24 protein-coding genes are annotated in these 19,786 nt (G+C 31.9%); 15 read left to right on the plus strand and 9 right to left on the minus strand.

Annotation, left to right across the window (positions count from 1 at the left end):
• The first annotated feature begins 154 nt into the window (after positions 1-154).
• From ACW9W3_RS09940 to ACW9W3_RS09955, 4 genes are all read left to right on the plus strand, one after another.
• Positions 155-1,768 (plus strand): type II/IV secretion system ATPase subunit, encoded by a 1,614-nt coding sequence (locus ACW9W3_RS09940; protein WP_457765989.1) that lies wholly within the window; start codon positions 155-157, stop codon positions 1,766-1,768.
• Positions 1,769-1,770: 2 nt separating this feature from the next.
• Positions 1,771-2,691 carry a type II secretion system F family protein gene (locus tag ACW9W3_RS09945; protein ID WP_457765990.1) on the plus strand — a complete coding sequence of 307 codons (921 nt, stop codon included), beginning with the start codon at positions 1,771-1,773 and terminating at the stop codon, positions 2,689-2,691.
• 4 nt (positions 2,692-2,695) lie between these two features.
• On the plus strand, positions 2,696-3,622 hold the full coding sequence (locus ACW9W3_RS09950) for a type II secretion system F family protein (protein WP_457765991.1): 927 nt from the start codon (positions 2,696-2,698) through the stop codon (positions 3,620-3,622).
• A 299-nt stretch (positions 3,623-3,921) separates the two neighbouring features.
• The gene (locus ACW9W3_RS09955; protein ID WP_457765992.1) at positions 3,922-4,770 is read left to right on the plus strand and encodes a TrmB family transcriptional regulator; all 849 of its coding nucleotides are present in this window, start codon (positions 3,922-3,924) and stop codon (positions 4,768-4,770) included.
• Here ACW9W3_RS09955 and ACW9W3_RS09960 read toward each other — a convergent pair whose 3' ends face one another.
• Positions 4,771-5,172 (minus strand): DUF2203 family protein, encoded by a 402-nt coding sequence (locus ACW9W3_RS09960; RefSeq protein WP_457765993.1) that lies wholly within the window; start codon positions 5,170-5,172, stop codon positions 4,771-4,773.
• Positions 5,173-5,244: 72 nt separating this feature from the next.
• On the opposite strand from ACW9W3_RS09960, the gene ACW9W3_RS09965 reads away from it, so the two are divergent.
• Positions 5,245-5,523, plus strand: a complete 279-nt coding sequence (locus ACW9W3_RS09965; RefSeq protein ID WP_457765994.1) for a hypothetical protein — start codon at positions 5,245-5,247, stop codon at positions 5,521-5,523.
• Positions 5,520-5,918, plus strand: a complete 399-nt coding sequence (locus ACW9W3_RS09970) for a pyridoxamine 5'-phosphate oxidase family protein (protein ID WP_457765995.1) — start codon at positions 5,520-5,522, stop codon at positions 5,916-5,918. Before ACW9W3_RS09965 ends, ACW9W3_RS09970 begins: the two co-directional genes overlap by 4 nt.
• A 14-nt stretch (positions 5,919-5,932) precedes the next feature.
• Here ACW9W3_RS09970 and ACW9W3_RS09975 read toward each other — a convergent pair whose 3' ends face one another.
• From ACW9W3_RS09975 to ACW9W3_RS09985, 3 genes are all read right to left on the minus strand, one after another.
• A complete protein-coding gene (locus ACW9W3_RS09975) occupies positions 5,933-6,322 on the minus strand; it encodes a response regulator (RefSeq protein WP_457765996.1) in 390 nt (129 codons plus the stop codon).
• A 103-nt stretch (positions 6,323-6,425) separates the two neighbouring features.
• The gene (locus ACW9W3_RS09980) at positions 6,426-7,406 is read right to left on the minus strand and encodes a DMT family transporter (protein ID WP_457765997.1); all 981 of its coding nucleotides are present in this window, start codon (positions 7,404-7,406) and stop codon (positions 6,426-6,428) included.
• A gap of 60 nt (positions 7,407-7,466) precedes the next feature.
• The gene (locus ACW9W3_RS09985; RefSeq protein WP_457765998.1) at positions 7,467-8,072 is read right to left on the minus strand and encodes a hypothetical protein; all 606 of its coding nucleotides are present in this window, start codon (positions 8,070-8,072) and stop codon (positions 7,467-7,469) included.
• Positions 8,073-8,159: 87 nt separating this feature from the next.
• Here ACW9W3_RS09985 and ACW9W3_RS09990 point away from each other — a divergent pair, with 87 nt between their 5' ends.
• Together ACW9W3_RS09990 and ACW9W3_RS09995 are read left to right on the plus strand one after the other, a co-directional pair.
• On the plus strand, positions 8,160-8,657 hold the full coding sequence (locus ACW9W3_RS09990) for a HEAT repeat domain-containing protein (RefSeq protein ID WP_457765999.1): 498 nt from the start codon (positions 8,160-8,162) through the stop codon (positions 8,655-8,657).
• Positions 8,658-8,742: 85 nt separating this feature from the next.
• Positions 8,743-9,519, plus strand: coding sequence for a histidine kinase (locus ACW9W3_RS09995; protein ID WP_457766000.1), 777 nt, complete (start codon positions 8,743-8,745; stop codon positions 9,517-9,519).
• A 7-nt stretch (positions 9,520-9,526) separates the two neighbouring features.
• Here the strand turns inward: ACW9W3_RS09995 and ACW9W3_RS10000 are convergent, their stop codons facing one another.
• Both ACW9W3_RS10000 and ACW9W3_RS10005 read right to left on the minus strand, forming a co-directional pair.
• Positions 9,527-10,033, minus strand: coding sequence for a YkgJ family cysteine cluster protein (locus ACW9W3_RS10000; RefSeq protein WP_457766001.1), 507 nt, complete (start codon positions 10,031-10,033; stop codon positions 9,527-9,529).
• 52 nt (positions 10,034-10,085) lie between these two features.
• On the minus strand, positions 10,086-10,346 hold the full coding sequence (locus tag ACW9W3_RS10005; protein WP_457766002.1) for a hypothetical protein: 261 nt from the start codon (positions 10,344-10,346) through the stop codon (positions 10,086-10,088).
• Between the two features lie 99 nt (positions 10,347-10,445).
• On the opposite strand from ACW9W3_RS10005, the gene ACW9W3_RS10010 reads away from it, so the two are divergent.
• Entirely contained in the window at positions 10,446-10,724 is a 279-nt protein-coding gene (locus ACW9W3_RS10010) for a peptidylprolyl isomerase (protein ID WP_457766003.1), read from the plus strand.
• Between the two features lie 6 nt (positions 10,725-10,730).
• Here ACW9W3_RS10010 and ACW9W3_RS10015 read toward each other — a convergent pair whose 3' ends face one another.
• Positions 10,731-10,880, minus strand: coding sequence for a hypothetical protein (locus ACW9W3_RS10015; RefSeq protein WP_457766004.1), 150 nt, complete (start codon positions 10,878-10,880; stop codon positions 10,731-10,733).
• Positions 10,881-10,989: 109 nt separating this feature from the next.
• Between ACW9W3_RS10015 and ACW9W3_RS10020 the strand changes: the two genes are divergently transcribed.
• Positions 10,990-11,265, plus strand: a complete 276-nt coding sequence (locus ACW9W3_RS10020) for a hypothetical protein (protein WP_457766005.1) — start codon at positions 10,990-10,992, stop codon at positions 11,263-11,265.
• On the opposite strand, the gene ACW9W3_RS10025 is transcribed toward ACW9W3_RS10020, so the two are convergent.
• Positions 11,262-12,770 (minus strand): DEAD/DEAH box helicase, encoded by a 1,509-nt coding sequence (locus ACW9W3_RS10025; RefSeq protein ID WP_457766006.1) that lies wholly within the window; start codon positions 12,768-12,770, stop codon positions 11,262-11,264. The two genes, ACW9W3_RS10020 and ACW9W3_RS10025, sit on opposite strands and share 4 nt — an antisense overlap.
• Positions 12,771-13,059: 289 nt before the next feature.
• Positions 13,060-13,248, minus strand: coding sequence for a hypothetical protein (locus ACW9W3_RS10030; RefSeq protein ID WP_457766007.1), 189 nt, complete (start codon positions 13,246-13,248; stop codon positions 13,060-13,062).
• Between the two features lie 177 nt (positions 13,249-13,425).
• Between ACW9W3_RS10030 and ACW9W3_RS10035 the strand changes: the two genes are divergently transcribed.
• The 5 genes from ACW9W3_RS10035 to ppdK form a co-directional block, all read left to right on the plus strand.
• The gene (locus ACW9W3_RS10035) at positions 13,426-13,911 is read left to right on the plus strand and encodes a deoxycytidylate deaminase (RefSeq protein ID WP_457766012.1); all 486 of its coding nucleotides are present in this window, start codon (positions 13,426-13,428) and stop codon (positions 13,909-13,911) included.
• 4 nt (positions 13,912-13,915) lie between these two features.
• Positions 13,916-16,474: a DNA-directed DNA polymerase I gene (locus tag ACW9W3_RS10040; protein ID WP_457766008.1), complete on the plus strand. Its 2,559-nt coding sequence runs from the start codon at positions 13,916-13,918 to the stop codon at positions 16,472-16,474.
• Positions 16,475-16,482: 8 nt separating this feature from the next.
• Positions 16,483-16,767, plus strand: a complete 285-nt coding sequence (locus tag ACW9W3_RS10045) for a SemiSWEET family sugar transporter (protein ID WP_457766009.1) — start codon at positions 16,483-16,485, stop codon at positions 16,765-16,767.
• A gap of 44 nt (positions 16,768-16,811) precedes the next feature.
• On the plus strand, positions 16,812-17,468 hold the full coding sequence (tpiA, locus tag ACW9W3_RS10050; RefSeq protein ID WP_457766010.1) for a triose-phosphate isomerase: 657 nt from the start codon (positions 16,812-16,814) through the stop codon (positions 17,466-17,468).
• A gap of 27 nt (positions 17,469-17,495) precedes the next feature.
• Positions 17,496-19,786, plus strand: a 2,291-nt coding sequence (ppdK, locus tag ACW9W3_RS10055; RefSeq protein ID WP_457766011.1) for a pyruvate, phosphate dikinase, incomplete at its 3' end; no start/stop codon positions are given.

Consider the following 19,786-nt stretch of genomic DNA (forward strand, 5'->3'; position numbering starts at 1 on the left):
TAGATTTTTTCCTAAACAATTTTTTTTACCTCATAAAGTATGAACATATCAGCCATCTCAGTTGTTTTCTTAAGCAGATGAATAGTAAAAGGAAAATGCTGTTCATATGAACGAACATGCGTTAAAACGCATTAGAGATGTATAAAACACGAAATTGAGGCTAAACATATTCAAAGAAAAATTATCAGGATTGCAAAAATTACAAGTTGATACTAAAGAGACTATTAATCAGGATAAAAATAAAAAAGAGATAGATTCTAAAAATGAGGAGACAGATACAAAAATTCCTCAATTTATGACATTATCAAAATTAGAATGGGACAATAATGAGATACATGCAGGTATCATTAAAGACCCAACAGCAAAAGGAGGTTTAAGATATCAAGTAATTGAACCAGTATTATCAGAGAGAGATCAAAAAGCATTTGAAATTATTAAAAAATTATTAATGACAGAGCTTACAGTATCACTTCAAGATATCAAATCAAAAAAAGATGCTGAGAGAAGATTAAAAAAGAAAATTTCATCAATGATTAAAAAATATAGATTAAACATTCCAAAAAAAAATATTGACAAGATAAATTATTTTGCAATTAGAGATTTTGTTCATCTGGGAAAAATAGAACCACTAATGAGAGACCACATGATAGAAGAAATCAGTTGTGACGGAACTAATATTCCAATATACATATGGCATAGAGAGCATGAATCCATGCCAACAAACATCATATTTGAAAAAGATGCAGAGCTAAATAATTTTTCAAGAAAGATGGCATATATTTGTGGAAAACATGTCTCCATGGCAGATCCAATCATTGATGCGTCACTCCCAAATGGAAGTAGAATTAATCTTACATTAGGCCATGAAATTACCAAAAGAGGCAGCACATTTACAATCAGAAGATTCAGGGCAGATCCAATAACAATTATTGATTTGATAAAATTTGGGACAGTTTCTATTGACATTGCAGCATTCATGTGGTATTTGGCTGAGAAGAAATCAACAATGCTTATTGCGGGAGGAACTGCCAGTGGTAAAACCACGGCACTCAATGCCCTGGCCTCATTTATCAAACCGGGAGAAAAAGTAGTCAGTATTGAAGACACTCAGGAGCTAAATCTACCTCACGAAAACTGGATTCCGGCAGTATCACGTCAAAACTTTACGGACACACAAATCGGTGAAATTAATCAATTTGACCTCCTAAGGGCAGCCCTCAGACAGAGACCAGACATCATAATTGTTGGAGAGACAAGAGGACGGGAAGCATATACACTTTTTCAGGCAATGGCCACAGGTCACGGAGGGTTTTCATCAATTCATGCAGATTCTGTAGATGCAACACTTACCAGATTAACATCATCTCCGATGGATGTTCCAAAAGCGTTAATCGCAAATAGTCTTGATTTAATCACACTTCAATTAAAAATCAGAGTAGGCAATAAATCAGCTAGAAGAATTATCCAAGTTTCAGAAATAGACGGCATTCATGAAACAACTGGAGAGATTAGAACACATGAGATTTTTAGATGGAATCCAAAAACAGATACTCATGACTATATGGGAAACAGTGTAATTTTTAGAAAACTCAAAGAACGAGATGGAGACAGTGAAGAAAAGATCAATTATGAATTAACAAAAAGAAGATTAGCGTTAGAATGGATGGTAAAAAATGACATCCGTGATCATAAAGAAGTTACTGTAAATGTGATGGAGTATTATGCAGACCCAGAAAGATTCTATGAAAGGAAAAGACTAGAGGTATAATCATGAATTTAATTGGAAAAAAACAAAAAAAGAATGATGAAGAGTCAGTGGGACAAATTCATGTTTATAGCTACAAACTACTAAATGAGCATGTAAAATTTTTACATCCAAAATTAAAATCATTAGATAAATCAATCAAGCAGGCAATGATGCCAATTCCATTTGAGGTATATGTTTCAAGTATGATTTTCTTTAGTTTGATTACAGGTATTTGTGGTGCAGTTTTGGCATTAATTATGGCACAGTTTATCAGCATACAACCAGCAAGTCTTAGTATTTTACTTCCTGTTCTGGCAGGATTCATGTTTTTTGGAATAACATTTGGAATATTGCAAGTAATTCCAAAAGTCAGAGTTACAAATAGGTCTTCAAAACTAGTAGAGGAGATACCACATTTTATTGGATACATGTCAACATTGGCAACAAGTGGTCTTACATTGGAGGGTATTTTCAAGGCAATTGCAAAAGAAGAAACAGAGGAAGACATTGTAAAAGACGCCCGATTCATTGTAAGAAATATTGACATTTTAGGCATGGATTTGATTAGTGCCATTAAAGATTTGATTCATAGAACTCCAACTGGACCATATTCAGAATTACTAGAAGGTGCAGTAGTTACTGTTCAATCAGGAGGAGATCTCAAAGAGTATTTCAATGCAACTGCAAAAGTTCAGCTTGAAGAAAAAAAGATGTTAATGCAAAAAACTACTGAATCATTAGGCAGTGTTGCAGAAATTTATACCATTTTACTAATTGTATTCCCATTACTAGCAGTAATCATGCTATCAATTATGGGAATAATGAGTCCAAGTCTTGCAGGATTTGATTTGATAACGTTAATGAATATTCTAACATTTGCAGTAATTCCACTTAGCGGGGTTTTGATGCTAGTAATGATGGACACTATGGTGCCAAAGAGGTAGCAAAATGGAAAGAGTACAAAGCAAACAAAAAAGAAAAATAAAAAAGAGACGTGTAACAAAAATTGAACCTAAGGAATCAATTTTAAAAAATGATATTCTGAAAACAATATCATTTTCTATTATTGCATCAATTAGTGTGATTTCAATGAGTTTCTATTTTTCAGAATATTCGGATTCAACAACAATTAGAGACGTGGGATTAATTTTTGGCATACTTGTAGGAATCATCCCTTTAACAGTACATCAACTAAAAGAAGTGCAAAGACGAGACAGTATTGATAGAAATCTGCCTGTTTTTTTGCTTGCATTGTTAAGCTCTGTTCAAAGTGGGGCAAATTTGATCAAGGCAATAGAACAAGCAGGGGAAAGAAATCTAGGTGCACTAACTCCTGAATTAAAAAATCTTAGAGCAAACATTAGTTGGGGAACCCCAATCGAGGATGCATTTGAAAATTTTGCAGAAAGAACAGGAACTAGAGTAGCCCGACGTGTTACAGTATTACTTGAGATGGCAATGAAAATTGGCGGAGATGTATCTGAAAATTTGGAAATGATTCAAAAACACGTATCAGATATGCAAAATATTGAAAAAAGTAGAAAATCAGCTCTTCAGCCATACACATACACAATTTACATTTCATTTGCCGTATTTTTGGCAGTAGCAGTATTACTTACTACAAGTTTTTTCACAGAAATTGAAAAAGTCCAAGAAGGATTACTGGCATCAGGAAGTGGCACTCAAGGATTATTTGGCTCTCTTGCAAGCATGGAGATTGAAAAATTAGAATCAGCATTATTTAACATGGCAATAATTGAAGCAGTATTCGGAGGGCTTGCTGCAGGCAAGATTGGGTCCGGGTCTTATGTTGCTGGAACAAAACATGTGGTAGCAATGATTGTCATCTCAGTAATTGCATTTAATGTAGTATAGTCTTCACTTTGGACATTTTTTAAAATGAATTGTCACATATTGAATATCATAAAATAATAACAATTAGAAAATAATGTTCATAAAAATGAACATCAAAAAAAATTGTTGTAATAAAAAAACAACATATTTTGTTTTTTGTGTGTGCTAACGCACAAACAGAGCCTTTAGTTCTATTATGATCTAAATTTTTCATCGATGATGAGGGGAAAATATTTTGTAAAGCATAGTTGTTCTGCGAAAATACTAAATGCAATTATACAAAACGAGTCTAGGTTATTAGATATGGGAGAGAGAAAAGGATGTCATACCAAGATCAAGTAAGTAGAATAGCAATAGAACTTGAAGAGATTTTAGATCTTGATGACTTGGAGGCAAAAGTCTATCTGAATTTACTCAGAGCAGGTCCAATCACTGCAAGTGCTCTTGCAAAAGAGCTTGATATTGATAGAGCAAGAATGTATAGGACAGTAGACAGACTAGTTAGCAGAAATATTATTTCAACTACACTATCTAGTCCCAAATTATGTATAGCATCAGATCCTCATGATGCGTTAAAAATTGCCCTAAGTAAAAAAGAAGACGAGGTAAATAAAATCAAAAAACTAGGAGAAGCAATCATTGATAAAATCAACGATGAAATTACATCAAACCAAATTAACACAGTTCCCACATTTAGAGTAGTTCAAGGAAGACAAAACATCTATGCAGATATTGCACAATTAATTGAAAATTCAGTAGACACGATTTACATAGCTACAACTTTGGATGATGTCTCAAGAATGTATCACAGTACAATTCCTGAAAAAATTAGCATATGTGAAAAGAACGGTGGAACTGTAAGATTACTAGTAGACATGAATGATCCTAAACTAGCACCTTTTGTTAAAAGATTTAATGCCACTGAAACAAAAATTGGCAAACTACCATCAAAAGGAAGAATAATAGTGCAAAAAGATAAAAAAATGATAATGTCCGATCATGCTGCTTCATCTCAGCATTCAGGATCTGATTCAGATTTTTCATTGTGCACAAACTCTAATGAAATGGTAGACAATATTTTCACATTATGTTCATTCTTGTGGGACTCTTCAAAGCCACTCAAAACAATCGATGTAAAAAATTTTATCAAAAAAGCAAGTGAAGAATAATCAAACTAGAGATTCATCGCTTACTTCAATTGGCTTTCTACCCATAAAACCAGAATCTTTTTCATGCCAGAATTTTATTTCTGTCTCACCATATTTCCAACATAGCCAAACTTCCTCATCAAATCGTTTTGAAGGGAAATCAAGTAGTCCTTGTTCAATACTTTTTACAGAAACTCCAGTATTTTCAAGGATTTCCAGCGCCTCATAGAATTTGGTAACTGCTGAATTTAATTTCTGTTTTAATGTGATGAATTCTTCAAATGAATTTGTAGTTGAAAGACTCATCTGAATTTGCTGTTCTAGTTTAGATACTTCATTTTTTTTAGAAAGAGCATACTCAAACTTTTTAATTACATCAGGAAGTGCAGCATTTGCCTCATTAGTTGTGAAAAAGGAGAACATGGCCATTTTCGGTAAGGCGGGATTAAATATCTTAGGCACAAATTTATTAAGAATTCTACAAGGAATTGCAATATGAGTGAAGAACCATTTGAAGAGATAATTATTCAAGTAATTAACGGTGCAGTATCTACAATTCCAGCTTATCTTGAAGACATAAAAGAAAATAAAGATACACTCAAAGTTGAAAACCCTCAAGAATTTGTATATGGCATAGTGATGGGCATGGCGCTTGGTATGGGAGGGGCAATATTGAGTGCACAAAAAGAGGCACCAACTGCAGAGGATCAGATGAAAATTAGAGATATTGTATACAAACACATACCAGAAATAAGAGAACGAATATTCAATTGATAGAATTTAATCAAAAAGAAATAGATTTTCTAAAATCACTAGAAGAAGCAAGAATAGCAACATCACATAATGATATTCCTCATGTAAAGCCAGTATCATATATTTTCTATGAAAACAATATTTTAATTGCAACAGATTACAAGACTCGGACATTTTCAAACATTAAAAAAAATCCAAAAATAGGAATTGTAATAGACATTTACAAATCAGGGAATCATAAAGCAATTTGTATTCAAGGGAAAATAGAAATTATTGAATGTGGACCAGAATTTAAAAAATTCTATGAGATTTTTCATAAAAAATTTGAATGGGTTAGAAAAGATCCATGGGATGAAAAGGAGGCACCATTTTTGAAGATCATTCCAAACAATAAAACATCTTGGGGATTAAAATAAAAAATAGAATTTGTTTATTGATACATTGAAACTGTGTTGTTAAGAGAATCAATTATTTTGCTGATTTTTTGAATATCAAAAGGCTTGTGAACAATTTCAGTAGCCCCATTTTCTTCTAGTTGTTTTTGAATATTATTTGAAGTGCTACCAGTGACAACTATCACATTTGCTGATGAATCAATTTTTTTAATATTTTTTAGTGCCTCAATTCCATTTAATTTTGGCATCTCTACATCTAGGAAAAGAACATCAGGGTTATATTTTTCATAAAGTTTTATTGCATCTAGCCCATTATGACCAATACCTAAAACATCCAATCCCTGGATAGTCATCAATTCAGAAAATAGTTCAGTGATTTGAACATCATCATCTACAATAACACAATTTTTAATTGTCAATCCCATATTTGGTATTGATAATCTAAGTAATAAGTTAATCTTTTATTATATATAAGAAATAATCAGTCAGTCACAATAGCAGATGAAATTAAGTTTATGAGAAGCAGTCTCATTTATTAAAAATTTGTTCAAATTTATTAGAGTCGTTTTTTATTGTTGAGTTTTCGGATTCAGATTCGGCTAATCTATTTCTTAAAAAGAATATCCCAGTTAAAGTCAACCCAAGGGAAATCAAATCAACAGTTGAAATTGTTTCTGATAGAAATATTCCTGCAAAAATTATTCCAAAAACAGATGTTGTTGAATATAGTAATACAGTTCTAACGGCTCCGATTAATTTCAAGGCTGCAAAAAATAACAACGTAGACATGCCGGTTCCCAGTATGGAGATAACCACGATATTTGGAAGATAAGAAATATCAAAACTCATTGGGATTTCGAGTAGGACTAAAAAGGTCAGTGCGATTATTGCACAGAAAAAAGATGTAATCTGAGTAACTCTTCGGGCATCATATTTATCCCCAACATACTTACATATTGTAATATCAGCGGCATAAAGAAGTCCAGAAAGAATTATCAATAAATCACCAGTGGCAATTTGTTCTAAATTCATACCATTTTGAAAAATACTATTAGCAATTGGAATTATCATCATTCCAATTATAATCATAGAAAATGGAATACATTCTTTGATGTTAATACGTTCTTTAAAAATTACCATTGCCAATATCAAAGAAAAAATTATTTCACCATTGCTAAAAAGAGATGCATTGATTGCAGAAGAGTTTTGTAATCCGAAAAAATATGTAGTTAGAGCTGCTACTTCAGACAAACCGATTAAGGCCATAAACAAAATATCCCTTTGAGAAAATTTACGGACGGAGTCAGTTTTTCTGGCTATAGGCGTAAAAAATGCTGTACAGATCATATAAATCAGAAACGTCATAAAAATTGGATTTATTTCAATTATGTTATCCCCCATTCCCAACATCGGTTTTGACAATACATGGACAAGGGCCGAAAGGGCAGCAGCAATGATAATAAAATAATATCCAAACTTTGAGTTTTTACCACTTAGTTTAATTTGCAATTAATCCCATATTTGGAATCAATAATGTTGCTTAATAGTATGATCTTATTCACAAATAATCTATACCAGAATTGTCTGAAATATTGAACTTTGGGCAATATCTGTAGCACTTAACTGGACATCAACAGTCAACTTATTTTTTTCTATATTTATTTTCAAATTAGTGAAAGCACAAGCATATTTGTTAATTTTTTTATTGTCGAGAATGATTTGATCTGATTGATATATCAATCCATCATCAATAAGACTATTGATTTTACGATATCCAGATGTTCTCGGTAATTGACAATCTTTTAAAATGTCATTAATGATTTTTGGAGATTCAGATACTGATTCAATAATTTTTTTCTTTTCCATATCACCATATGCTTGCAAAATGATAGTGTTCACATAAGTGTCAGAAAGAGTATACCATTGATCCTTTGATTTTTTTGATTTAGATTTAAAAATATTTTCAAATATTTTTTTCTCAATCCCATCTGCGCCTTTGCCAAAAAATTCTCTTAAAACAAGATCAAGCTTATCAAATTCTTCAATTGATTGAGCAAGCGAAATTCCAAATTTTTCAAATAGTCTATCATCAATTTTCTTGACGGTTTTTGCACCCAAATTCTTTTCAATAATTTCATTTAATGATTTAACTAACAAGTGATCTAACCCAGACATAATAATACAAACATCATTCTAGTTTATTAGTTTTTTTTATGGGAATTATAGGTATTTTTAATAAATAGTAAATCCCAGATTTGGGTATTGGCCATTCAAGTATTTGATGAAAATGATATTAGAAAGATGCCTAATGATGAGAGATTCAATTATTGTGAAGAGACACTAAAAAACAATGATGACGAATCTAGGAGATGGGATGCTGTTTGGCTAGCAGGAGAATTGGCCGAAGAGACTAAGGGAAATGACATTATGCGTCAAAAAGTTGCAGACCTAATGGAATGGGTATTAAAAAACGATTCAAATGGAGTTGTAAAACATGAAGCAAGTTTTCAGATTGCGGCACGCAACTTTAGAGATAAAATTCCAATTTTAATAGAAGTTTCATTAAATGATGAAAGCATTCTTTCAAAACATGAAGCAATAGAAGCATTAGGATTGATGCGAGCTTTCGAAGTGGAAGATAGAATTCGAACTTTAGAAAACGATCAGAGTCGAGATGTTAGAGAAACAGCTGGATTTGTTTTAAAGAGATTCCAAAGATTGAAAAATTGTGGGGAATACACCCCATCCAATATTTTATAATTTGTAGACATGTGTAATTCATTTATTCGTGTACAATAAACATCATTTGATATATACATGATAAAGTATCAAAAGCAGAGATAAATTGTCTAAACCCAACATAGTACCTGAAAAATTAGACACAAACATAAATATCAAAGTAATTGCAGGGATTATTTTTTCAGTATTTATTTTCCATACCTATGTGAATAATTTTTCAAGTATTGAAAATGCAGATTTAATAATTTCAATTTTTTCTTTTCTTAATCCACTAATAGTCACAATAGCTGCATTCATAGTTGCAATAAAATACATGGATGCTGGAATTTATCGAAAATCGTATGTTTTTTTAGGTTTTGCATATCTGGGGATATTTTTAGGTGAAGTGACTTATCTGATCTACGATATAGTTTTACAATTAGATCCATATCCTTCAATTGCAGACATATTCTTTTTCCTGCAATATCCACTAGCAATAACATACCTCATTCTCAACATTAGATTTTTTGCTAGTTTTTCAAACAAATACAAAATATGGATTATTTTACTGCCTTTTTTGATAATGATTAGTTATTCAAGTTCAGCACTGACTGAAATGGGTGAAGTTGGATTTGATTTTTTTTATGGATTGGTTTTTGTTTCATCTGCAGGAGTTCTTTTAGCATTTGCAATTTTAGGCTCAACAATATTCCGAAATGGATTAGTAGGGAAAGCGTGGATGATATTAGTCATAGGGATTTTATCATTAACCATAGGGGATACATGGTATTACTATCTAGAACTTTCAGATCAGTTTGAACTTGCCCATCCAGTTAATCTGTTTTGGTATGCTGGATATTGGATAATCATTTATGCTTTATACAAACACAAAAAAATCATTTAGTTTTGAATTATAAAATAGCATCATCATGCCAATTAATTTTTCGTAAAATAACATAAGGTGTTTTTTTAGATTCTTTTGGCAAAATCATTTTTGTATGTGCAGTAAAAATATCAATATTCTGCATTAATTCATAAAAACCATCATCAGACTCAAAAAACTCCAAATATTTTTCACTCCACTCCCAATCACTATTTTCATTACAGGAATACACAATCCAGTGATATGCATTATTAAAATACATAACATCAAATGGGTATAACTTACAATCAATTGGTCTAGAGTCATAAATACTACAACCAGATGTTTCTGCATTCCAAAAAACACATTCGGTTGAATTATTTTTCTTTTTGAGGGTATTGATATTCTTACCATTAATTTTTTTTGTTTGGATGTATTTTTCAAGAACAGGCTCAATTTTCATGATTTTTTGTATTTCATTTGAAAACACTAATGGAACTGCAGAGTCGGTACAACAATTTTTATGATTACAATTCCCACATAAATTTTCAAACATATGAATATCAAGAACTAATAGAATTAATCATTTTTGTTTTTCTAGACAAACATCACTCAGCCAATTTCTGAGTGTGAGATTTTGATAAAGAAGCAATTTTTTTATTGATAGCAGCAACATCCCTTTTTGATAAGGTAGGTTTTTGGTTTTTAACTATTTTACATTCTTTTGTTATAGGTAAATCTTTGATGTTAGAATACTGCTCAAAAGTCAATAGTGCAATTTCAGATTTTTTCTCATCAACAAATCTAAATTTAACAAGCAATGAAGGATCCACATAATCACTCATCATATAATCACATATGACTAACATAATAAATTGTTCTACGTATTTATCGTAAACATCAAGATTAAGTTAATTAAAAATACAGGATGGAAAACAAATAAGAATTAGTTAATTCAGCATCCAGCAATGGCAGTCAAAATCAAATGCTCACACATACTGGTTGAAAAACAAAGTGAGTCACTTGCAATAATGGAGAGAATCAATAATGGTGAAAAATTTGGCAAATTAGCAAAAGAATTATCAATCGATTCAGGTAGTGCAAAAAAAGATGGAAGTTTAGGCTATTTTACTAAAGGCATGATGGTAAAACCATTTGAAGAGGCAGCATTCAAGCTACAAATTGGTGAGATTTCAGAGCCAATTAAAACAGAATTTGGATATCACATTATCAAAAGATTCGAGTAAACCTAATCATGATGATTTTGACTTTATTATTTTTTCAAAATTATCATCGATTTTCTGAGTGATTTTCTCAAAATCAGCTCGAATTAGGCAATGTAATTCTTTTTCTTTCTCTAATAATTTCACCATATCATTAGATTTTGTATTTTTTGAAGGCAACAAATAGAGATATCAAAAAATAGTTTAGAAGTAATAAATCAATTTCCATACCTTTTAAACCAAAATAAAATACACAACATTTTTTGGGGAAATATAGAGAAAATTATTCATGGGATTATTAAATGAAAAAACACTAGAAGAGATTCTGACATATCTGGAAAAATCAATTTCTAATTTGGCAAAAGAATCATTTGAAAATTTAGAAATTGATGGAGGATTTGATGAAATAATGGGTTTTCTAAAAAATCAATTTGAGTTAAGACTAGAAAATTTACTAATCGCAAAGGAAAGCAGTATCCACCATTTAGAATCAGGAATGAAAAATAAGATCATTCAAAGAAAACAAAAAATTATGGAATTAATTTCCGAGCAATATAAAATCTAGAGAAAAGCATCCAATCCGGTTTTCTGAGATTCAATTTCTTGATTTTGTTCTAAAATCTTTGTCATTTTATCTCCCATGGATTTTGCAGCAGTCATCTTTCTTTTTCCAATCCAATAATATGTCTCATCAATAGTATTTTTTGCGATTAGCACTACTAGTTTGCCAGTATCTTTTCTTCCAGTTCTCCCCCTTCTTTGAATAAATCGAATTGAACTTGGAACGTTATCATAAAAAATAACTTGATTTACCTCAGCAATATCAAGACCCTCCTCACCAACACGCGTTGCAACCAATACCTGAAAAACACCATCTCGAAATTTTTGTACGGTTTCAATTTGCTTTTTTTGTTTTAAACCAGCATCACCGGCTTTCCCAATCAAGATTCCAGCTGAAATACCCATTTCAGTTAATTTATTGAAAATAAGATCTACTGAATCACGATAGCTGGTAAATATCAAAGCCTTACCCGGAACAGATTCAAGAATTTCTTTTAATTTTGGAATTTTAGAATGCTCAATTCCTCGCGATTGGGCTTCTTTTGCAAGTTCAATGGCCTTTGTAAAATTAGGATCTACTTCAAAAAGTTCCTTTACCCCTACACCTTTTTTTGCTTGTGCACGCTCACAGAATTTTAGAAAAGGCGTAATTCCATGAGCTTCAAGAATATTTAGAGCATAGTGAATTCTAATTCCAGTAAAAAGAGGTTTCGCCGAGCGTCTATTCTGATTTAATACAAATTGTCGTATTCTCAACAAGGCAGAAAGTGATTGCTGTTCGGCCATTCTAATTCCATTTTTTCTCAAAATGGAATAACGTTCATCTAATGCCAATTTCAATAATCTTTGAATTGCTTTTAGTTCAGTAGGAAGTTCCACATTAATCCATTCGGTATGAGTTTCTTGAGTGTAAGGAGTTACATCAGGACTATCTTCTCGTCGTTCAGCAACACTAGAAATTCGAAGTTTTGTTAAAATCTCTGTTGCCTTTTCTTTTTCACTTGGAAGTGTAGCTGTCATTCCTAAAATTCTTGCAGGAGAATTTTCAAAACTTTGTGCGATTCCAGAATATGCGTAATCCCCAGCTGTTCTGTGAACTTCATCAAAAATTACAAGACTGAATTGATCAGGAGTGATAATCCCCCTATTCAAATCATTTCTAGCGATTTCAGGAGTTGCACAGACTACACTATTATTCCAAAGTTTAGTTCGTTTCTGAATTGCATCTTCACCAGTTATCAATGAAATGTCATCCAACGTAAGATGTTCTTTTAAGAATTCATAATGTTGATTTACTAATACCCTAGTAGGAGCTAAAAATAATATCCCACCAGTTCCTTTTGACAGATATTCAGCAATTACTTGTAATGCGATGGCAGTCTTTCCCAATCCCGTAGGTAAAACAACAATACAATTCTCTTCAATTGCCTGATTTGCAAGATTTACCTGATAATCACGTTTTTCTATAGAGTTTTTTTGAACATATTTTTTCTCAAGATATTGTTCCAAGTTATAGTATTAATCACAATTTATTGATTTTATGCTTTCGTATAGCAAAATACTATCCATTACTCAAAATTGAGCAGTGGTTTTATCATGAAAATATCAGAAAAATCAATAAATAGAAAAATTGCAAGATAAAGAGAGAATTGAGCCCAGAAAAGGCCTAAAAATTAAAAATTTCATCAAGCATTTCTTGAAAAATTTCACTCAAAACAAAATCATGCAAATTTTAAAAAAAAGAAAAAATACTAGAGAACCCGTAAAATACGAAAAATAAAAATTAAAAAACTAAATTTTATTCTAGCTTTTTCTTTGCTTTGTTTATCATCACAGTTTCTTCACGAAGATGTTTTTTCAATAATGTTTCATGATCTTTTTTGTGAACACTGTATGCTTTATTTAGAGCTTGTTTGGTTTTTGCTCTTTTAACAGCATTTTCAAATTTTTTGTGAATTACGTTCACTTGTGCAGAATAGCTTACCATTAAATCAAAAGACCATAAGAGATTAAAGAAGTTTTTGTATTTTTTTATTCAAGTATTTTCAAATTGTTCAAAACTGATCGCATGAAAAACTAGAATTAGCGTGATCCATATATTGAGCAGGTAAAGACAATCTGTGTGAGTGATTCTTTTGATAGGCCAGGATGGGATGAATACTTTATGCTTCAAGCAGAATTGGCAAAGCTTCGTTCAAACTGCATGACAAGACAGGTAGGCGCAGTGATTGTTAGGAATCACAGACAGCTTGCAACAGGGTATAATGGAACACCACCAGGAATCAAAAATTGTTTTGAAGGAGGATGTAAGAGATGCCAGCTCAGAATGGAGGGAAAGATAGAATCAGGTGCATCATTAGATAGATGTCTTTGTAATCATGCAGAAGCAAATGCAATAATGCATTGTGCTATTTTAGGAATTGAAGCTGGTATAAAGGGCGCAGTATTATACACAACATTCGTCCCATGTTTGGAATGCACCAAAATGGCAATAACAATTGGAATTAAAAAATTTGTATGTCTTGACTCATATCCTGAAACAGATTATGATTTACTAAAGGAGGCAGGAGTGGAAGTAATTCAACTGGACAAAAATGAAATTTCAAAATGGGCAAGCAAACTAGTCAGCAAATACGAGAATTCCGTGTAATAAAATGCAAGTAAATCTTACAAATACTGAACAAGTTGAATCAATGTCTCCATCAATGCTTGTTTCTGCCACTTATGACAATAATTCAAAATCCGCAGTTTTAAAATTCTACAATCCTGAATCTCAAAAACTAATTTTATGGAAGGATGAAACAGGACACAAACCTTATTGTTATTCAAGATTATCACCTGACGAATTAGATTTTCTTCAAGAAAGGGAAGATGTTTTCGAAATCAAAACTGTTAAGAAATTTGATCTTATTACTGATAAAGAAATTGACATGTCAAAAATCACAGTTGCAGATCCGCTAGCAATTGGTGGCACTGCAGGGGATAAAAGTATCAGAAATGTAATTGAAACGTGGGAATCTGACATCAAATATTATGAAAACTATCTTTACGATAGAAAGTTAATTGTTGGTAAATATTATGAGATAGTAGATAAAAAGCTAAAACCACATGATTTGGAAATTTCGGATGAAGTTAAAATCGCATTGAAAAGTTTGCTTTGGGATAAAGTAGATAGTAAAAGTATGGTGGATGCTGAAGAATTTAAAAAATACATAACAGAGTGGGCAGACTTACTAAATCAGCCGATTCCAAAAATAAAAAGACTAAGTGTAGATATCGAAGTTGAAGCAGAGATAGGAAGAATTCCGGATCCAAAAATTGCTGAAAAAAAAGTGACAGCAATTGGAATGAAAGGCTCAGATGGATTCGATCAGATTTTTGTTCTCAAAACAGAAGGAACTGAGGAAGGAGTTAATGAATTAGAGAAAAATATCAAAATTACATTTTATGAATTAGACAAAGAAAAAGAAATGATTCATGATGCATTTAAAATCATTAAGGAATTTCCATTTGTAGTAACATATAATGGAGATGAATTTGATTTACCCTATCTTTACAATAGGGCAGAGAGATTAGGGATAAAAAATTCTGAAAATCCATTTTATATGATGAGAGATTCTGCAACATTAAAGGAAGGCGTTCATCTTGATTTGTATAGAACACTTTCTAATCGCTCATTTCAAATTTATGCATTCAGCCAAAAGTATACAAATTTTTCACTAAATAGCGTATCAAAAGCTCTACTTGGTAAAGAAAAGATAGATTATGGTTTAGAATTTGATCAATTATCCCTTTATCAAACTGCAAATTATTGTTACAACGATGCGCTACTAACATTTGAGCTTACCAGTTTCAACAAAGATTTGCTAATGAATCTACTAGTCATCATTGCAAGAATTGGTAGAATGCCAATTGACGATATTGCTAGGATGGGAGTATCTCAATGGATTAGGAGTCTGCTATACTATGAACATAGAAGAAGAAACTGCTTAATTCCAAAAAGAGAAGAGTTGCAAAGAAGATCTGAAGGAGTATTATCAGATGCAGTCATTAAAGATAAAAAATATCGCGGAGGTTTAGTGGTAGAACCAAAAGAAGGAATTCATTTTGATGTAGTGGTAATGGATTTCGCTAGCCTGTATCCTAGCATCATCAAAGTCAGAAATCTATCATATGAAACGGTAAGATGTTCTCATGAAGAATGTAAGAAAAATATTATTGAGCAGACAAATCATTGGGCTTGCTCTAAAAGAAATGGACTAACATCAATGATTATCGGTTCACTAAGGGATTTGAGAGTAAATTATTACAAGAGTTTATCAAAAAAAGAGACTCTAACTGATGAACAAAGGCAGCAATATACAGTAGTCAGTCAAGCGCTCAAGGTCATACTGAATGCAAGCTATGGGGTAATGGGTGCAGAGATATTTCCATTATATTTTCTACCAGTGGCAGAAGCTACCACTGCCATAGGAAGACATACGATTTTAGAGACAATTAAAAAATGTGAATCTACAGGAATTGAAGTATTATACGGAGATACAGATTCATTATTCATTAAAAAACCAACTAAAGAACAAATCCAGACAGTGATTGAGCAAGCAAAAAAAGACCATGGAGTAGATTTGGAGATTGATAAAACATACAGATACTGTGTGTTAAGTAATAGAAAGAAAAATTATCTTGGAGTAACAAATGATGGAAGTGTTGATGTCAAAGGACTTACAGGAAAGAAATCACACACACCGCCATTTATCAGAAAATTATTTTATGAATTACTAGAGGTATTATCAAAAGTCCAAACAGTGGAAGATTTCGTAAAAGCAAAACAGCAGATTTCAGAAAAGATTGCAACGTGTGGTAAAAAAGTAGAAGCAAAAGAAATTCCACTGGAAGACTTGACATTCAATGTGATGCTTAGTAAAGCTCCGTCAGAATATACAAAAACCATCCCTCAGCACATCAGAGCTGCAAAACAATTAGAAACAATTAGAGAGATAAAAAAAGGAGACAGGATTTCGTTTATTAAAATTTTAAACAAACCAGGTGTAAAACCTGTAGAAATGGCAAAAAAAGAAGAGATTGATTCAAAAAAATACATGGAGTTTATGGAATCAACATTAGAGCAAATTACATCATCCATGGATTTAGATTTTGATACAATTTTAGGAAAACCAAAACAAACAGGATTAGATGAATTTTTTTGGAGTTAGAATAGATAATGGAAGTCGATGGAACTCTTTTAACATTATTGGGAATTACAGCAGGAATTTTAATTTTAATGGGTTGGGTGGAACAAATCTACAAAGGATACAAGACTAAAAGACTCAAAGATGTTTCAAAATTTTTGATGATTTTCATTGCAGCTGGCTCAATTTTATGGTTGTTATATGGCATAATTATCTCAGATGTATTCATTATTGGGACTAACATGTCAGGATTGATTCTAATGATTATTGTATTAGGAATGAAAAAAAGATACGACATTAGAGCAAATGCATCTTAATCACAATGAAGAATTAAATACCATACAAAAAATTTCAAAGAAAGATGTTTGTCATAAATTGTAAAAACTATGAAGAGATTTCAGGAGATAAAATAATCAAATTTGTAAAAATTGCTGAAAATGTATCAAAAAAATATAAAATAAAAATTGCAATATCCCCACCTCAACATTTAGTCGGATTAGTTGCAAATAGTTCAATTCCAATTTTTGCTCAGCATATCGATGACTCTAAAATTGGAAGTACCACAGGGTTCATCATTCCAGAGTTGCTAAAAAAATCCAAAGTAAAAGGATCTCTAATTAATCACAGCGAGCATAGAATTTCAAGTAAAGAAATTCAAAAATTAGTTTTAAAATTAAAAGAATTGAAAATGATATCAATTCTTTGTGTCAAAGATGTTGCAGAAGTAAAAAAATATGTCAAATTAAATCCAGATTATATTGCAATAGAGCCTCCAGAATTGATTGGATCAGGAAAGGCAGTATCAAAAGAACAACCAGAATTGATTTCAAAAGCTGCTAGCATAATAAATAATTCAAAAAATAAAACAAAACTACTTTGTGGTGCAGGTATTGTATCTGGCGAAGATGTAGCAAAAGCTGTAGAATTAGGATCAAAAGGCATCCTAGTTGCAAGTGGAATTATCAAAGCAAAAGATTGGAATAAAATAATTTCAGAATTTGCCAAGGCATTAGTTTAAAAAGCCAAAAAATTTACGCAATTTTGCATGGTAAAAACAAAACCAGTATATGCATTTGAAGAGGCAGATAGTAAAAATAGAATGCTTCTAGGTGGAAAAGGAGCAGGGTTAAGCGAGATGACCCGTCTAAAACTTCCAGTACCACCAGGATTTACGATCACAACTGAAGTTTGTAACAAGTATTATGATAACAATGGGAAACTCCCCAAAGATGTCATGCCTGCAGTAATGAAAAACATTGCAAAAATGGAAAAAAAGACAGGGAAAAAATGGAATTCAACAAAAAATCCATTACTAGTTTCAGTCCGTTCGGGTGCTGCCATCTCAATGCCCGGAATGATGGATACAATTTTGAATTTAGGGCTAAATGAGAAAACAGTGGAAGGTTTTGCAGAACAAACAAAAAATCCACGATTTTCATGGGATTCGTATAGAAGATTTATTCAGTTATTTGGGAAAGTAGTGTTTGGAGTAAATGATGAAAAATTTGACCATGTTTTAGACTCTGCAAAAGAAAAACAAGGAGTTACAGATGATAGTAAACTGAGTGTAGAATCTTTAAAAAATATTGTATCAGAATATAAAAAAATCTGTGAAGAACATACTAAAAGAAAATTTCCAGACACACCAAATGAGCAGCTGGTATTGTCAATTGAAGCTGTTTTTAAAAGTTGGATGGGAGAAAGGGCAATAGTTTATCGTGAAAAAAATAACATCACAAAAGATATTGCAAATGGTACTGCAGTAAATGTTGTTGCAATGGTTTTTGGAAATATGGGAGACGATAGTGCAACAGGAGTTGTCTTTACAAGAAACGGAAACAACGGTAAAAAAGAGTTAGAAGGAGAATACCTGATCAATGCCCAAGGTGAAGATGTTGTTGCAGGAGTAAGAACAGGAACAAATATTGAATTTCTAAAAAGAGACATGCCAAAATCACATAAGGAATTAAGTAATGCTTGTGCAAAATTAGAAAAGCATTTCAGAGAACCACAAGATATTGAATTTACTATAGAACAAGGGAAATTCTATTTATTGCAAACAAGAACTGCAAAAATGAGTGCAAGTGCACTTGTAAAAACATCAGTAGACATGGTTAAAGAAAAATTAATTGGTAAAAATAGAGCACTTGTAAGAATCCCTGCTCAACAATTAGAAGCGTTACTTCATAGAACAATGGATGAATCAAAAATTAAAAATTATAAACAATTAGCTAAAGGAATTGCAGCATCACCAGGAGCTGCAAGTGGAATGGTAGTATTTGATGTAAAAAAAGCAATAGAATTAGGGGATGCAGGAAATAAAGTGATTCTAGTAAGAAAAGAAACAAAACCAGAAGATGTTCCAGCCTTTTTTTCATCAGAAGGGATTTTGACTAGTTTGGGAGGAAAATCATCTCATGCAGCAATTGTCTCAAGAGGAATGGGAAAACCATGTATTGTAGGATGCCCAGAATTAAAAATCAATTATGAAAACAACACATGTACTGCAAATGGTATAACTATCAAAGAAAAAGATACAATTACCATAGATGGAAGTGTAGGAACTGTCTTTATTGGCGAAGTCCCAACAGTAGAACCACAAATGACAAAAGACTTTGAACAAATTTTAGATTGGGCTCAAAAAACTAAAACATTAGGAATTAGAGCAAACGCAGATACCCCTGAAGGAGCAAAACTTGCAAGGAGATTCGGAGGTCAAGGTATTGGATTATGCAGAACTGAAAGAATGTTCAACGGTAGCGACAGAATCAATTTATTTGTAGAAATGATAATGGCGGAAAATATTGAAGACCGAAGTAAAATTTTAAGCAAATTAGGTCAACTCCAAAAAAGCGACTTTATTGAAATCCTTCAAGCAATGGAAGGATATGAAGTAACTATCAGATTATTAGATCCACCACTACACGAATTCTTGCCAAATCCAGAAGAATTAGTTGAAAGAATTCAAAAATTAAAAGCAGGTGGAGATACAAATGGAGTTAACAAAGCAGAAATTATTTTAAAAAGAGCAAGAGAATTAGCTGAAATCAATCCAATGATGGGACACAGGGGTGTAAGAGTAGGAATTACATATCCCGAAATATACGAGATGCAGATTCAAGCAGTATTTGATGCACTAGTAGAACTAACAAAGAAAAAAGTAAAGGTCCATCCACAAATTATGATCCCACAAATTAGCAGTATTGCAGAATTAAACCACATTAAGAAAATTTATGACAGAATCAAAAAAGAGACAGAAACAAAACACAAGATGAAATTGAAAATTAATTTTGGAACCATGATTGAGGTGGTAAGAGCAGCACTTACTGCAAATGA

It is taken from the genome of Candidatus Nitrosopumilus sp. bin_68KS (assembly GCF_054095825.1).